At 63.8% G+C, this 14,886-nt stretch carries 13 protein-coding genes and 2 pseudogenes; 9 read left to right on the plus strand and 6 right to left on the minus strand.

The window, feature by feature from the left end:
• Nucleotides 1-19 precede the first annotated feature (19 nt).
• Genes CUR85_RS16465 through CUR85_RS16475 form a run of 3 tightly spaced genes read right to left on the minus strand, consistent with a single transcriptional unit; the run spans nt 20 to nt 3,359 of the window.
• Nucleotides 20-535, minus strand: coding sequence for an AsmA-like C-terminal region-containing protein (locus tag CUR85_RS16465; RefSeq protein ID WP_280320905.1), 516 nt, complete (start codon nt 533-535; stop codon nt 20-22).
• Complete coding sequence (locus tag CUR85_RS16470; RefSeq protein ID WP_280322836.1) at nt 427-1,071, minus strand: hypothetical protein; 645 nt, start codon at nt 1,069-1,071, stop codon at nt 427-429. The genes CUR85_RS16465 and CUR85_RS16470 overlap by 109 nt, the downstream gene beginning before the upstream one ends.
• Nucleotides 1,017-3,359 carry a YhdP family protein gene (locus CUR85_RS16475; protein ID WP_280322837.1) on the minus strand — a complete coding sequence of 781 codons (2,343 nt, stop codon included), beginning with the start codon at nt 3,357-3,359 and terminating at the stop codon, nt 1,017-1,019. The genes CUR85_RS16470 and CUR85_RS16475 overlap by 55 nt, the downstream gene beginning before the upstream one ends.
• Before the next feature lie 108 nt (nt 3,360-3,467).
• Between CUR85_RS16475 and CUR85_RS16480 the strand changes: the two genes are divergently transcribed.
• The 4 genes and pseudogenes from CUR85_RS16480 (at nt 3,468) to CUR85_RS16495 (ending at nt 6,765) form a co-directional block, all read left to right on the plus strand.
• The gene (locus CUR85_RS16480) at nt 3,468-3,941 is read left to right on the plus strand and encodes a peroxiredoxin (protein ID WP_067265401.1); all 474 of its coding nucleotides are present in this window, start codon (nt 3,468-3,470) and stop codon (nt 3,939-3,941) included.
• Nucleotides 3,938-4,752, plus strand: a pseudogene (locus tag CUR85_RS16485) (ferritin-like domain-containing protein). The gene CUR85_RS16480 and the pseudogene CUR85_RS16485 overlap by 4 nt, the downstream one beginning before the upstream one ends.
• Before the next feature lie 194 nt (nt 4,753-4,946).
• Nucleotides 4,947-6,275 (plus strand): M23 family metallopeptidase, encoded by a 1,329-nt coding sequence (locus tag CUR85_RS16490; RefSeq protein ID WP_067265396.1) that lies wholly within the window; start codon nt 4,947-4,949, stop codon nt 6,273-6,275.
• Entirely contained in the window at nt 6,265-6,765 is a 501-nt protein-coding gene (locus CUR85_RS16495; protein WP_067265393.1) for a bactofilin family protein, read from the plus strand. The genes CUR85_RS16490 and CUR85_RS16495 overlap by 11 nt, the downstream gene beginning before the upstream one ends.
• 228 nt (nt 6,766-6,993) lie before the next feature.
• Here the strand turns inward: CUR85_RS16495 and CUR85_RS16500 are convergent, their stop codons facing one another.
• Nucleotides 6,994-7,548, minus strand: coding sequence for a peptidylprolyl isomerase (locus CUR85_RS16500; RefSeq protein WP_067265390.1), 555 nt, complete (start codon nt 7,546-7,548; stop codon nt 6,994-6,996).
• Entirely contained in the window at nt 7,541-8,047 is a 507-nt protein-coding gene (locus CUR85_RS16505) for a peptidylprolyl isomerase (protein ID WP_067265388.1), read from the minus strand. The genes CUR85_RS16500 and CUR85_RS16505 overlap by 8 nt, the downstream gene beginning before the upstream one ends.
• Nucleotides 8,048-8,174: 127 nt before the next feature.
• Here CUR85_RS16505 and CUR85_RS16510 point away from each other — a divergent pair, with 127 nt between their 5' ends.
• The 5 genes from CUR85_RS16510 to CUR85_RS16530 all read left to right on the plus strand — a co-directional run bounded on the left by CUR85_RS16510 (nt 8,175) and on the right by CUR85_RS16530 (nt 13,749).
• A complete protein-coding gene (locus CUR85_RS16510) occupies nt 8,175-9,362 on the plus strand; it encodes a phosphoglycerate kinase (protein WP_067265385.1) in 1,188 nt (395 codons plus the stop codon).
• A 112-nt stretch (nt 9,363-9,474) separates the two neighbouring features.
• The gene (locus CUR85_RS16515; protein WP_067265383.1) at nt 9,475-9,774 is read left to right on the plus strand and encodes an FtsB family cell division protein; all 300 of its coding nucleotides are present in this window, start codon (nt 9,475-9,477) and stop codon (nt 9,772-9,774) included.
• Nucleotides 9,775-9,979: 205 nt separating this feature from the next.
• Nucleotides 9,980-10,987: a pyruvate dehydrogenase (acetyl-transferring) E1 component subunit alpha gene (gene pdhA / locus CUR85_RS16520; RefSeq protein ID WP_067265381.1), complete on the plus strand. Its 1,008-nt coding sequence runs from the start codon at nt 9,980-9,982 to the stop codon at nt 10,985-10,987.
• Between the two features lie 4 nt (nt 10,988-10,991).
• On the plus strand, nt 10,992-12,383 hold the full coding sequence (locus tag CUR85_RS16525) for a pyruvate dehydrogenase complex E1 component subunit beta (RefSeq protein WP_067265379.1): 1,392 nt from the start codon (nt 10,992-10,994) through the stop codon (nt 12,381-12,383).
• A gap of 10 nt (nt 12,384-12,393) precedes the next feature.
• Nucleotides 12,394-13,749 carry a pyruvate dehydrogenase complex dihydrolipoamide acetyltransferase gene (locus CUR85_RS16530; RefSeq protein WP_067265378.1) on the plus strand — a complete coding sequence of 452 codons (1,356 nt, stop codon included), beginning with the start codon at nt 12,394-12,396 and terminating at the stop codon, nt 13,747-13,749.
• Nucleotides 13,750-13,820: 71 nt separating this feature from the next.
• Here the strand turns inward: CUR85_RS16530 and cysE are convergent.
• Nucleotides 13,821-14,630 (minus strand): annotated as a pseudogene (cysE, locus tag CUR85_RS16535) (serine O-acetyltransferase).
• Between the last annotated feature and the right edge of the window lie 256 nt (nt 14,631-14,886).

The raw sequence follows: 14,886 nt of genomic DNA on the forward strand, positions 1-14,886 counted from the left end.
GGCAGGGTCGCCCCGGCGCTTAGCGCTCCTCCGGCACCCGGGCAACCGGATTCGCTTGGCCCTGCACCTGTGGCGGCTGGGGCGGCGGGCGGCGGAACAACTCGCGGAACATGCCGGGGGTGAGCGCCGAGAGCGGGTTGACCGAAACGCTGGGGTCTTTCGCGGCCCCCGTGAGCCGGTAGTTGAACCCGATCAGCCCCTCGCCCTTGCGGGTAAAAAGGGACCCGATCCCATTGAACATATAGACCGGAGAGATCACGCCCTGCATGTCGATCAACCCGCTGTCGAGCGCATAGACCCCATCCATCGACAGGCCCAAGGAGGCGCCCACGGCGCTGGCCTCGGTCAGGGTCAGGCGGTTCGGGGTCAGGCGGAAGTTCGCTTCCACATCGTCAAAGTAAATCCCGTCGCCGTTGAGCTCGTTGATTAGCCCGACGACCGAGATGGCATTGACCAGCGCCGCGATCCCCGGCGCGTCCTGAATAGCGACATCGCTGACCGTGAGCTGCCCGTCAAAGGCGCCGCCCGAACCCACCGGCAGCAGGGTGAGCGACAGGTTCCCCCGACCACCTGTTTCACCAACCCGGTTGAGCGCAGAACCCCGCCCGCGTCATCCGAGACCACCCGCACCGCACTGCGCCCCGCTTGGGGCAGCACCCGCCCCTGCACCGGCGTGCCGCCATTGAGCCGGGCGGTAAAGGCGCCGTCCATCCCCTTGGCGGTGTCGAATGTGCCCGAAAGATCGGTCAGGTAAATCGTGTCGGTGATCTGCCACCGGTCCAGCGCTACGCGCATCGGCGGCCCGGCTTGCCCCTCGGCCGCGCCGAACTCGGCCCGGCGCATGTCAAGCGTGCCGCCGCCCAGCACCACCTGCACCGGGTTGCCCTTGCCCTGCCCGATCAGTTGCAGCGGGATATCCAGCCAGTCGCCCCGCCGCAGCCGGTCGATCCGCACCCGGTCCAATGTGCCGCCGGGGGCAAGGTGGATGGAGCCCGCCACCCGCAGCCCCGGCGCGTTTAGCTGAAAGGCGTCGATATTCGGCGTCTCGCCCAAACGCCCCGCCAGTCGCAACTTGCCCTCGGTGCCCGGCGCCTTGCTCCATGACAGTTGCGGTACGGAGACACCCAAGCCCGCCAGATCGCTCTGCAAGGTGAAGCGCGGCGCTTCGCCCTTCTTGAGGTCCACGGCAATCTGCCCGCGCCCCTCGCCACGAAGGCTGCCGGGGGCAGTGCCACGCCAAAGGCTTCGAGCCCCGCCGGGGTCAGCGCCACTTGAGCCGTTAGACGGCTTTGATCCGAGCCGGGGCCGATCGCCTGCGACCATTCCCCGTCGAAGCCCACCCCGTCGATACGCCCCGCGCCGCCGATGGTGATACGGTCATTGTCGGCGGTGATGGACAGTTTGCTGGCCTGAAGGCTCCGGTCTTTGACCAGCGTATCGGTCGAGAGCGCCAGCAGATCCCCCGCGAAGTGATAGCGCACATCTTCGGGCTTGCCGCCCTTTTTCAACGGCAGCGCCAGCGTGCCTTTCAGCACCGCCTCCCCATCCGCGAGCGTCACGGGCAGCCCGGCCTTATCCATCACCCGCATCGGCGGCTGGTTCAGCAGCGACAGCGCCGCGGTCAGGGTGGAGCGCGTGTTGAGCCGGATCACCGAGGGGCTGCCGTCTTTCACCCGCACATCGGGAATGATGAAGGAGGATCCATCCAGCGTCACCGCCCCGCCCTGCGGCGCGATGACCTCGCCCGCGTCCACCGTGACGACAAGGCGGTTGTCGAGCAGGCTCATATGGCCGCTGCCATCGGTGATATGCGGCAGGGTCTTCAGAAACCGCACCTCGGCCCCGGCATAGTCAAAGGCGACATAGGTCTGGGGCGCCTGCCCCGGCGCCATGCGCAGCGCCAGATCGAGGTTGCGCATTCGGCCCGCGTGAAGGTTCTCATCCAGCCATTTGCGGGTCTTGGGCTTCACCCCCTCGGGCCAGAGCGCCAGCAGGCGTTCGGGGCTGAGCCGGTCCATTCGCCCATCGAGAGACAGGTTCCAGCCCGCCGCCTCGGCCACCAATGCGCCATCAAGGCGCAGGTTGCGGCCCTGATCACTGATCTCCAGACGCCCCAGCTTCAGTTGAAACGGATTAAGGCTGAGTTCAAAATCGATATCCGCCTGGTCCAAGGCCACCGTTTCGGGGTAGACCTCCGCCGGGTTGGCCCGCAGGTCGCGCAGGCTGAACTGCCCCACCATCCGTCCCGGAATGCCGCCCGTGACATCGCCCAGTTGCGAGCTCCCGGTGATATTGCCCGAGACCCAAGGGCTGTCGAGCGACATCTCGTCAAAGCGCAGCAGCTGGCGCGCGGGGTCGTAGCTGAAATAGCTCTGCGCCCCATCGAAGGGGATCGGCTTGGTCTGCGGGTTGGGCTGCAACACGCCCTTGCCGATCTGCAAAGAAGCGTTGATCGGTGCGAAACGGCCCGCGCTATCGATGCCGCTGCGCACCGCGCCCGAGATATTGGTCCGCAGCACTTCGAGCCACGAAAAGGCTGGCCCCTGCGCCGCGATGTCGCGCGCATCGACCCCGTCGAAGGTCACGCCAAAGGTCGCGGCATTCTCACCGATCTGGCTGCTGTAATTGGCGGTGAGCGTGGCCACCCCCGCGCCCCCGCTGAGCACCGCGAGGTCCGCCGAGAGGTCAAGCGCGTCACCATTGCGCGACAGGCGCAGCCGCCCGCCATCTCCGGTCCAAGCGCGGCCCGCGCGGGCATCCTCGAACCGCAGCGTCAGCGCGCGCAGCTCGACTGAGCGGAGGGCGGATAGCGCGGGGGCGGCCAATACCTCGTCGATCTGGCCGATAAGTTGCGGCAGGGTCGCCGCCTCCCGCTCCGGTGGGGCGATCCCGGCCCCGGCGCTCAGGCTCACCCGGCCATCCGCCCCGCGGCGCAGGTTGGCCACCACGCCCGATAGCGAAATCGCCCGCGGCTGCGCCATACCGCGCAGCAAGGACCGCATCGACAGGCTGGCCTTGAACTCATTGAAACTGACGATCTCATCGCCCTCGGGCGTGGTGACAAAGATGTCTTGCAAACGCACGCGGGGGCGCCAACCCTCATCGACAACGAATTCCATCGCGCCGAAATCCACCCGCGCCTGCGGCAGGGCCGAAGCAATCCGCGCCTCGATCCGTGTCTGCACCCAAAGCGGCGCCGGAATCGGACGCCCGGTGAAATAGACCGCCGCCCCGGTGGCCAGCGCCGCCAAGAGCACCAGCACCACAGCCGAAACGATCCCCGCGCGGCGGCGCGACCGGCGGCGCGGCGGCCCTTCGCCATCTGGCGCAGGGGGGCTGGAAGGGGACGGGTCGCGCATCGGGCTCCGGTTCGGATAGGGCGGCTTTCTGGGGCGGCTTTGACGTTGTCAAATCAGATGCAGTATGACAGCCCTGAACGACCCTTCACAAGCCAAAGGAACCGCCCCATGTCGCAGATCGGACCCCAGCCCGGCCAACCGGCCCCGGATTTCACCCTTCCCGTGACCGGCGGTGGCGAGATCACGCTCTCTGCCTTGCGCGGCGCGCCGGTGGTTCTTTTCTTCTACCCGCGCGACGACACGCCCGGCTGCACCAAGGAATCGATCGGCTTTTCCGAGCGTTTGTCTGAGTTCGCCGAGGCAGGCGTGCAGGTCTTTGGCATTTCGCGCGACAGTATGGACAAACACGACAAATTCGCCGCCAAACACGCGCTGACGGTGCCGCTTTTGTCTGACACCGATGGCGCGGTGACCGAAGCCTATGAGGTTTGGGTCGAGAAAAACATGTACGGCAAGAAATCGATGGGCATCGAACGCGCGACCTATCTGATCGACCCCGAAGGGCAGATTGCGCAGGTCTGGCGCAAGGTGAAGGTGCCGGGCCATGTGGATGCCGTGCTCGACGCGGTGCGCGGCGCATGATGCCGCTGGCAGAAATGGCCGAGGCGGTGCTGCGCACGGCGGATGGGCGCGAGAAGACGGCGCTGTCGCGGAAATATGCGGCGCAGTGGCTCTCGGCCCGCGCGGCAGGTGAGAGCAACTCGGGCCGCGCCGACCCGCCGCTGCACCCTGCCCGGCCCGCACAGCCCGAGTTGCTCTCGCCCCGCGACGTCCCGCGCCGCCGTCCCGGCACGCCCGAAGGCCGCGCGGCGCTGCTTCATGCCGTGGCGCATATCGAGTTGAACGCAGTGGACCTGCATTGGGATGTGATCGCCCGCTTCTCCCATGTGCCGCTGCCCTTGGGCTTTTATGACGATTGGGTCAAAGCGGCGGATGACGAATCCAAACATTTCAACCTGATGTGCGATTGTCTTGAGGAAATGGGCAGCCATTACGGTGCCATGCCCGCCCATGCGGGCATGTGGCGCGCCGCCGAAGACACGGTGGACGATCTGATGGGCCGCCTCGCCGTGGTGCCCATGGTGCTGGAGGCCCGCGGCCTTGATGTGACCCCGGCATGATCGAGATTTTCCGCAAGGCGAAGGCCGACAGCGCCGTGGCCGCGCTTGAAACGATCTATGCCGAAGAGGTCGCCCATGTGGCCTATGGCAGCAAGTGGTTTCACTTTCTCTGTGGCCGCCATGATGACGACCCAAAGGACCGTTTTCATGCCCTCGTGCGCAAGTATTTCCACGGCGATCTCAAGCCGCCCTTCAACGAGGAAAAGCGCGCCGAGGCGGGAATCCCGCCCGATTTCTACTGGCCCCTGACCGCGGATGGCGGGCCAAGCTGATCAGGGTCTGACGCAGCAAGTGCTTGGTATCGGCGGATTTTTGCCAACGAAAAAGCGCTTTTTTGGGCGAATGGGGGAATGCCGCGCAGGCGCGGGTCAATAGGGTTGCCCCATTCGCGGGCACTGGCTATTGACGTTGGGCGCGAAGGGGGCGAGGCCCCGCGCACCGACGGGACGGGACAAAGGACGAAAACGTGCGCACACGGATTGCCATCAAGACGCATGCTCTGCTTGAGCATTACTTTCCCGAACGCCGCGTCTTTCTGAAATCCGACAGCGACACACGTTTCATCCGCCTGCGGCCCGGCACCCAGATCCTCGGGCTGGCGGGATCGGCCTTTCTGGTCTCTTGGGCCATCATTGCCACCGCCATCATCCTGATGGACAGCATTGGCTCCGGCAATTTTCGCGAACAGGCCAAACGCGACCAGCGCACCTATCAAGCCCGGCTGAACGAGCTTTCCGCACAGCGTGACCTGCGCGCCGAAGAAGCGCTTGCCGCCCAAGACCGCTTTAACGCGGCGCTCACGCAGATTTCCGTCATGCAGTCCGAACTGCTGGCCTCTGAGACCCGCCGCCGCGAATTGGAAACCGGGATCGAGGTGATCCAATCCACCCTGCGCGACACGATGAAAGACCGCCAGAAGGCCCGGCTGAAACTGGCCGAACTGGAAGGCAGCCTTGAGAATGGCGAAGCGGGCAGCCTGCGCGCCGATGCCGATCAAGCGCCGGTCGATTTCCTTGCCCAAGCCCTTGCCCGGACCGCGGCAGAGCGCGACAAGGTCGTGGTCGACGCGCAGGATGCGCTGTTGCAAGCCGACGAAATGGCCCAGGAAATCGCCCTGATGCGCGATCAGAACGACGCGATCTTCCGCCAGCTGGAAGAGGCGATGAGCGTTTCCGTCGCCCCGCTCGACAAGATGTTCCGCAGCGCGGGCATGCCGACCGACCGGATCCTCGCCACCGTGCGCCGGGGCTATTCGGGCCAAGGCGGGCCGATGACGCCGCTCTCCTTCACCACCCGCGGCGAAGAGCTGAGCCCCGACACGCTGCGCGCGAACAAGCTGCTGGGCCAGATGGACCGGTTGAACCTCTACCGCATCGCCGCCGAAAAGGCGCCCTTCGCGAACCCGGTCAAAAACGCTTTCCGCTTCACCAGCCAGTTCGGTTATCGTCGCGACCCCAAGACCGGCGGCCGCCGGATGCACAAGGGCGTCGACTTTGCCGCCGGGATGGGCACGCCGCTTTATGCGACCGCCGATGGCGTGGTGATTCACGCAGGCTGGTCCTCGGGCTATGGCCGTCTGGTCAAGATCCAGCATGAGTTCGGCATTGAGACCCGTTATGCCCACATGTCCAAGCTGCGCGTGAAAGTTGGTCAAAGAGTCTCGCGCGGGCAGCATATTGGTGATATGGGAGCATCAGGACGGGTCACCGGTGTCCATCTCCACTATGAAGTCCGCGTAGGTGGCAAGGCTGTTAACCCCATGATCTATATCAAGGCTGCAAACGATGTTTTCTAAAAGCAAAATCAACGATCCCGCCCCTCAGGATGCAGAAGTGTCAAAACCGGCACCCTCCGGTGCATCCTCGGCCCCCGCGCCCTCTAAGCAGAGCGAATTCAAGGCCAGCGCGCCCAAGGCCAAGCCCCCTGCATCCGTTCTGTCTTCGGATCTCCATGTGACCGGCAACATGAAAACGACGGGCGACGTTCAGGTTGAAGGCACCGTCGAAGGCGACATCCGCGCCCATCTGCTGACCATCGGTGAGACGGCGACGATCAAGGGCGAAGTGGTTGCCGATGACGTGGTGATCAATGGCCGCATCGTGGGCCGCGTGCGGGGCCTCAAGGTGCGCCTGACATCGACCGCACGGGTCGAGGGCGACATCATCCACAAAACCATCGCGATCGAATCCGGCGCGCATTTCGAAGGATCTGTGCAGCGTCAGGACGATCCGCTGAACCCCGGCGCGAAATCCGCACCGGCGCAGAAGCCGAACCCCGCGTCCTAAGCTTCGGCAGGCTGAACAGTCGCAGGCGTCGCAGACAATGCGGCGCCTGTTTGCTTTTGGGGGACGGTCTACGCTGCGCCCTGCCCGCTTCGCCAATATCAGTAGGTCGGAATATGCGCCGCGCTGTGCTGCTGGCAGACCACTGGCGATAAAGCTCATTTCATCACGGCCTGAGCTCGCCGATGCGTGGGGAGAGCAAACCCACCCCACGCGCCGCTAGTTGGGACGTTACTCGGTCACGGTGACCGTTTTCATCACGTCCGGCGTGCCCACGACGGCGCCGTTCGGGCCGGTGCCGCGCTTGATGGCATTGACCACGTCCTGCCCTTCGGTAACCTTGCCGACAACGGTGTACTGACCGTTGAGGAAGGGTGCTTCGTCGAACATGATGAAGAACTGGCTGTTGGCACTGTTCGGGCTCTGGCTACGGGCCATGCCGACGACGCCTTTCTCATAGGCGATGTCCGAAAACTCGGCCTTGAGGTCGGGCTTCTCGGAGCCGCCCATGCCGGCGCGTGCGGTGTCGCCATCGGCGCGGCCAAACTGCACGTCGCCGGTCTGCGCCATGAAACCGTCGATCACGCGGTGGAAGACCACCCCGTCATAGGCGCCTTCCTCGGCCAGTTCGGTGATCTGCGCCACGTGGTTAGGCGCGACGTCTTCGAGCAGGTCGATCTTGACGGTGCCATTGGCCTCGCCCGCGACCTCGATCTCAAGCCCGGTGGCCATCGCCGCCGAGCCGAGAAGCGCGAGAACTGCGCTGGAGGTGGCAATCTTAGGCATCTGCGGCCACCTTGACGGAGATCATGCGGTCAGGGTTCGCAGGCGGCTCGCCACGGGTGATTGCGTCGACATGCTCTATGCCGGAAATGACCTGCCCGTAAACGGTGTATTGACCGTTGAGGAAGTCATTGTCCTTGAAATTGATGAAGAACTGGCTGTTGGCGCTGTCGGGGTTGGCCGAACGGGCCGCACCGATGGTGCCGCGCGCGTGCGGAACCTTGGAGAATTCTGCAGGCAGGTTCGGCAGGTCCGACCCGCCAGTGCCCGCCGCGCGCAGGTTGAAGTTGTCTTCCATGTTGCCATTGGCCACGTCGCCAGTCTGGGCCATGAAACCTTCGATTACGCGGTGGAAGGCGACGTTGTCGTATTTACCGGCGCGGGCCAGTTCCTTCATCCGCTCCACGTGCTTGGGCGCAAGGTCGGGCATCAACTCGATGGCGACGGTGCCGCCTTTCAGTTCCATCAGGATGGTGTTCTCGGGGTCTTTGATCTCGGCCATGGGGCAATCCTTTGCTTTGTCTTTGCCAGATACCTAAGGAGCTTGGCCGCGATTGCCAAGCCGCGCATTGACCTGAGGCCAGATAACAGCAAAACACAGCGCAAGAGATTGGATTGGGAGAAGACCGATGGGCTGGAAATCACTGGACGATATGGAACTGGACGGCAAGCGCGTGCTCTTGCGGGTCGACATCAACGTGCCGGTCGAAGAGGGCCGCGTCACCGATGCCACGCGGATTGAGCGGATCGTGCCCACGGTGGACGACATCCTGTCGCGCGGCGGCAAGGTGACGCTGCTGGCGCATTTCGGACGGCCCAAGGGCAAGGTCGTCGAAGAGATGAGCCTGCGCCAAGTCCTTCCCGCACTGGAAAAGGCACTGGGCCGCGACGTGGCATTCCTGCCATCGCTAGACGCCGCAGGCGACGCGCAGGCCGATCTGCAACTCATGGAAAACATCCGCTTCTACCCCGGTGAGGAGGCCAATGACGAAGATTTCGCCCGCCAATTGGCCGCGCTCGGCGATATCTATTGCAACGATGCCTTTTCTGCCGCGCACCGCGCCCATGCCTCGACCGAGGCGCTGGCGCGGCTGCTGCCCGCCTGCGCAGGGCGCTTGATGCAGGCGGAGCTCTCGGCGCTGGAGGCGGCACTGGCCAAGCCCAAGCGCCCGGTGGGCGCTGTCGTGGGCGGGGCCAAAGTCTCGACCAAGATCGCGCTTTTGGAAAACCTCGTGAACCGGCTCGACGTCTTGGTCATCGGCGGCGGCATGGCGAACACCTTCCTCGCCGCACTCGGGGCCGATCTGGGCAAATCGTTGGAAGAGCCGGACTACTACGACACGGCCAAGGACATCATGGCGCAGGCCGAAAAGGCAGGCTGCCGGGTCATCCTGCCAGTCGACGGTCTGGTCGCGCGGGAGTTCGCCAAGGGTGCGGCCCATGAGGTCGCCCCGCTTGGCCCTGATGCGAAACTCGCGACAGATCAGATGGTGCTCGACGCGGGCCCCGAGACCGTTGCATTGGTCGAGACGGCCTTCGCCGAGTTGCGCACCCTGATCTGGAATGGCCCCATGGGAGCCTTTGAAATCCCGCCCTTCGACACCGCCACCGTCGCCGCGGCCCAAGCCGCCGCCGCCAAGACCCGCGAGGGCACGCTGACCTCCGTCGCCGGGGGCGGTGACACGGTCGCGGCGCTGAACCAAGCGGGCGTGGCGGATGATTTCACCTATATCTCCACCGCCGGGGGCGCCTTCCTTGAATGGATGGAAGGCAAGACCCTGCCCGGCGTGGCCGCATTGGATGGGTCGGCTGCGTAGAAAGGCGATTTACCGCTAAAAACAACGGGTTTCCCGCAATTGTGGGATTCCCATAACGAATCGCCTGTGTCATACTGATGTCACGTCCGCCAAGAGACGCAGAGGCAGAACCATGACACGCAACACCCGTCCGGCTTTCGGCACATTGCTGTTCTTCGCAATCGCTTTCGCGCTGAGCCTGTATTTCACCTTCGCCGCCGTGCAGGGGGATTTCGGCCTGTTCCGCCGGACCGAGATCGTGGCCGAGAACCAAAAGCTGAGCGACCGTCTGGCCGAGGTCCGCGCCGAGGTGGCCCGGATGGAGAACCTGACCCGCCGCCTGTCGGACGACTACCTCGACCTTGATCTTCTGGACGAACGCGCGCGCAAGGTGCTGGGCATGGTCCGCACCGATGAGATCGTCATTCGCTAAGCTTTCGCGGCTTATCGTCTATCGGCCCCTGCCCCGCGCCTGCGGCCTTGCAATCACACGAAATCTCTGGCCTCCTTCGCCTTGTCAGCCGTGGTGCGCGCACCACGTCACAAAGTCTCTCGCAATCCATTCTGGAATGCGTTAGGGAATAGTTTAACGCTAAACTACTTTTGGCACCTAACCAAAGCCGACGGAGGAGACGTCCATGGCCGCGAGGAAATCGAGCAAGAAACCCAATGTCTCGGCGGAGGAGCTGACCAGCTACTACCGCGACATGCTGCTGATCCGGCGGTTTGAAGAGAAAGCCGGACAACTTTACGGCATGGGGCTGATCGGGGGGTTCTGTCACCTCTATATCGGACAAGAAGCGGTCGTTGTCGGCCTTGAGGCTGCCGCCGAGGAAGGCGACAAGCGCATCACCTCCTACCGAGACCACGGGCATATGCTGGCCTGCGGCATGGACCCTAACGGCGTTATGGCTGAGCTGACGGGCCGCGAGGGCGGTTATTCCAAGGGCAAGGGCGGCTCGATGCACATGTTCTCGAAAGAGAAGCACTTCTACGGCGGCCATGGCATCGTCGCGGCGCAGGTGCCGCTTGGCGCGGGCCTTGCTTTTGCCGATCAATACAAGGGCAACGGGCGCGTCACCTTCACCTATTTCGGCGACGGTGCGGCGAACCAGGGCCAGGTCTACGAGACCTTCAACATGGCCGCTCTGTGGAAACTGCCCGTGATCTTCGTGATCGAGAACAACCAATACGCCATGGGCACCTCGCAGCAGCGCTCGACCTCCTCGGCCGAGATCTGGGAACGTGGCCGCGCCTTCGGCATCCCCGGTGAGGCGGTTGACGGCATGGACGTGCTGGCGGTCAAGGAAGCCGGTCAGAAGGCCGTGGAACACGCCCGCAAGGACGGACCCTATATTCTGGAGATCAAGACCTACCGCTACCGCGGCCACTCCATGTCTGACCCCGCGAAATACCGCACCCGCGAGGAAGTGCAGAAGATGCGCGACGAACGCGACCCGATTGAGGCCGTGCGCAGCCTGCTCTTGGAGGGCAACCACGCGAGCGAAGAAGATCTCAAGGCCATCGACAAGGAGATCAAGCAGATCGTGAACGAAAGCGCCGATTTCGCCAAGGAAAGCCCGGAGCCCAACCTCGACGAGCTCTGGACCGACATCTACGCAACCGAAGTTCCGCAGGAGGCCTGAAGCAATGGCAACCGAAATTCTCATGCCCGCCCTCAGCCCCACCATGGAAGAAGGCACGCTGGCGAAATGGCTGGTCAAGGAAGGCGACGAAGTCTCCTCCGGTGACATCCTCGCCGAGATCGAGACCGACAAGGCCACGATGGAATTCGAAGCCGTGGACGAAGGCACCATCGGCAAGATCCTCGTCGAGGAAGGCACCGAAGGCGTGAAGGTGAACAGCCCCATCGCCGTGCTGCTCGAAGAAGGCGAAAGCGCCGACGACATCGACACCGCGAAATCCGCCCCCGCCGAGGACAAGGGCGAAGAGGCTAAGCCCGCGCAGGCCAAATCCCCGGACGATGACCGCGAAACGCCTGCCGAGGGCAAGAAACAGCCCGAGCCCGATACCAGCCCCGATTGGCCCGAGGGCACCGAAATGAAGCAGCAGACCGTCCGCGAAGCGCTGCGCGACGCCATGGCCGAGGAAATGCGCCGCGACGAGAACGTCTTGCTCATGGGCGAGGAAGTGGCCGAGTACCAAGGCGCCTACAAAATTTCCCAAGGTCTTCTGGACGAATTCGGCGCCAAGCGCGTGATCGACACGCCGATCACCGAGCATGGCTTTGCCGGCATCGGCGTCGGCGCGGCCTTCGGCGGTCTGCGCCCCATCGTCGAATTCATGACCTTCAACTTCGCCATGCAGGCGATGGACCAGATCATCAACTCCGCGGCCAAGACACTTTACATGTCCGGCGGGCAGATGGGCGCGCCCATGGTCTTCCGCGGCCCCAACGGCGCGGCGGCCCGCGTCGGCGCCCAGCACTCCCAGGACTACGCCGCATGGTTCATGCAGATCCCCGGCCTCAAGGTCGCGATGCCCTATTCGGCCAGCGATTACAAAGGCTTGATGAAGTCCGCAATCCGCGACCCGAACCCGGTGATCTTCCTTGAGAACGAGATCCTCTACGGTCGCAGCTTCGACGTGCCGGACATTGAGGATTACACGGTCCCCTTCGGCAAGGCCCGGATCTGGCGCGAGGGTGCGGATGTCACCATCGTCAGCTTCGGCATTGGCATGACCTATGCGCTGGAAGCGGCAGAGAAACTGGCCGAGGACGGTATCGAGGCCGAGGTCATCGACCTGCGCACCCTGCGCCCGATGGACACCGAAACGGTGCTGAAATCGGTGATGAAGACCAACCGCTGCGTGACCGTCGAAGAAGGCTGGCCGCAGGGCTCGGTCGGCGGCTACATCAGCGGCGTGATCATGCAGGAGGCGTTCGACTACCTCGACGCTCCGGTCATCACCTGCACCGGCAAGGACGTGCCCATGCCCTATGCCGCCAACCTCGAAAAACACGCGCTGGTCACCACCGACGAGGTGATCGAGGCCGTGCGCAAAGTCACCTACCGGTAAGGAGCGGATCATGCCCACAGAAATTCTCATGCCCGCCCTTTCGCCCACGATGGAGGAAGGCACGCTCGCCAAGTGGCTGGTCAAAGAGGGTGACGAGGTCGCCTCGGGCGACATCCTCGCCGAGATCGAAACCGACAAGGCCACGATGGAGTTCGAAGCCGTCGACGAAGGCACCATCGGCAAGATACTGATCGAAGAAGGCAGCGAAGGCGTGAAGGTAAACACGCCGATCGCCGTGCTGCTCGAAGAAGGCGAAAGCGCCGACGCCATCGACAGCGCCGCCCCGGCCAAAGAAGAGAAACCTCAGGCAGAGGAAACGCCCAAAGCAGCCGAGGCCGAAACGCCCGAAGCGGGCTATGGCCGCGGTGCGACGGATGCGAATGACGCGCCGCCCAAGAGCGACGCCAAAGCCCCCGCCGCGCCCAAGGACGACAAGGGTGGGCGCATCTTCGCCTCCCCCCTCGCCCGCCGGATCGCTGCGGACAAGGGTCTCGACCTCGCCCAGATCGAAGGCAGCGGCCCGCGCGGTCGGATTGTCAAAGCCGATGTGGAAAGCGCCCAGCCGACGGCTGCCAAGGCTGACAGCCCCGCCGCCACCAAAGACGCCGCGCCGGTGACACAGCCTGCTCCTGCTGGCCCCTCCTCCGACGCCGTGCGCAAGATGTACGAGGACCGCGAGGTCGAAGAGGTCAAGCTCGACGGGATGCGCAAGACCATCGCCGCGCGCCTCACCGAGGCCAAGCAGACGGTCCCGCATTTCTACCTACGCCGCGACATCCAGATCGACGCGCTGCTCTCGTTCCGGGCTGAGGTCAACAAGCAGCTCGAAGCCCGGGGCGTGAAGCTTTCGGTCAACGACTTCATCATCAAAGCCTGTGCGTTGGCGCTGCAATCGGTGCCCGATGCCAATGCGGTCTGGGCCGGGGATCGTATTCTGAAGCTCAAACCCTCGGACGTGGCCGTGGCCGTGGCCATCGAAGGCGGGCTCTTCACCCCGGTCCTTCAGGACGCCGACACCAAGTCGCTCTCGACCCTCTCGGCGCAGATGAAAGACCTCGCAACCCGCGCCCGCGACCGCAAGCTGGCACCGCATGAGTATCAGGGCGGCAGCTTCGCGATCTCCAACCTCGGCATGTTCGGGATCGACAATTTCGACGCGGTCATCAACCCGCCGCATGGTGCGATCCTCGCCGTGGGGGCTGGTGTCAAAAAGCCGATCATCGGCAAGGACGGTGAGATCGCAGCGGCGACAGTCATGTCCGTGACCCTCTCGGTCGATCACCGCGTGATCGACGGGGCGCTCGGGGCCCAGCTGTTGAACGCGATTGTCGAGAACCTTGAAAATCCGATGATCATGCTGGCCTAAAGGCTGCACCTCACAAACGAAGAAAGCCGGGGCATGCCCCGGCTTTTTTATTGCGATACTGGCATCTGACCCTATTCGGCGTCTGGCCCGAAGAGATGGTTCATCGACATTGACGGTTGATCACAGCCCGCCTCCCCAACGATCCGCGCGGGGATCCCGGCGACGGTTTTGCAGGCGGGCACAGGCTCCAGCACAACCGACCCCGCCGCGATGCGGCTGCAATGGCCGATAGAGATATTGCCCAAAACCTTCGCGCCTGCACCGATCAACACGCCATTGCCGATCTTGGGGTGACGGTCCTCTTCCTCTTTGCCGGTGCCGCCAAGGGTCACCGAATGCAGCATTGAGACATTGTCACCCACTACCGCCGTCTCACCGATGACGATGGAATGCGCGTGGTCGATCATGATGCCCTTGCCCATCTTGGCCGCCGGATGGATATCCAAGCCAAAAATCTCGCTCACCCGCATCTGGATGAAATAGGCCAGATCGCGCTTGCCCTTAGCATAGAGGTAGTGGCCCACACGGTAGGCCTGCACCGCCTGATAGCCTTTGAAATACAGAATCGGCTGCAACAGCCGGTGGCAGGCCGGGTCGCGGTCATAGATGGCCACGAGATCGGCACGCGCCGCGGCGACGAGATCGGGGTCTTCGGCATAGGCTTCTTCGACCATCTCGCGCACGACCATCATCGACATCTCGTTCGACGAAAGCTTGGCCGCGATGCGGTAGGAAGCGCATTCTCGATAGATTTATGGTGCAGGATACAGGCATGCACAAAGCCGCCGATCAACGGCTCATCACGCACCGCATCCTCGGCTTCTTGCTGAATCTGGTCCCAGACGGTCCACTTTCGAGATATTTCTGCGTGTCTGCGCCATGGCACGGGCTCCTTCACTCTGCGTAAGGGTAGCTCATGCAATAGCGTAGGACCATTTGTAAATCCGCACATGCTCAAAATCTGATAACGCGCGGCCTATCCGGGATGGTCAAACCTGTAGTCGGCCCCGCGCCATATGTGGCGAGACCTGCGCCACCGTCACGTCAAACGCTCCGCTGACGCCATCAGCCGCCCGTGCCGCGGTGCTATAGGTCCACCGCGGCGTATCAAGCAGCACCTCCGCCGCTGCTCGTTGC

This window comes from Sulfitobacter faviae (genome assembly GCF_029870955.1).
In the GTDB taxonomy this organism is placed as follows: Bacteria; Pseudomonadota; Alphaproteobacteria; order Rhodobacterales; family Rhodobacteraceae; genus Sulfitobacter; species Sulfitobacter faviae.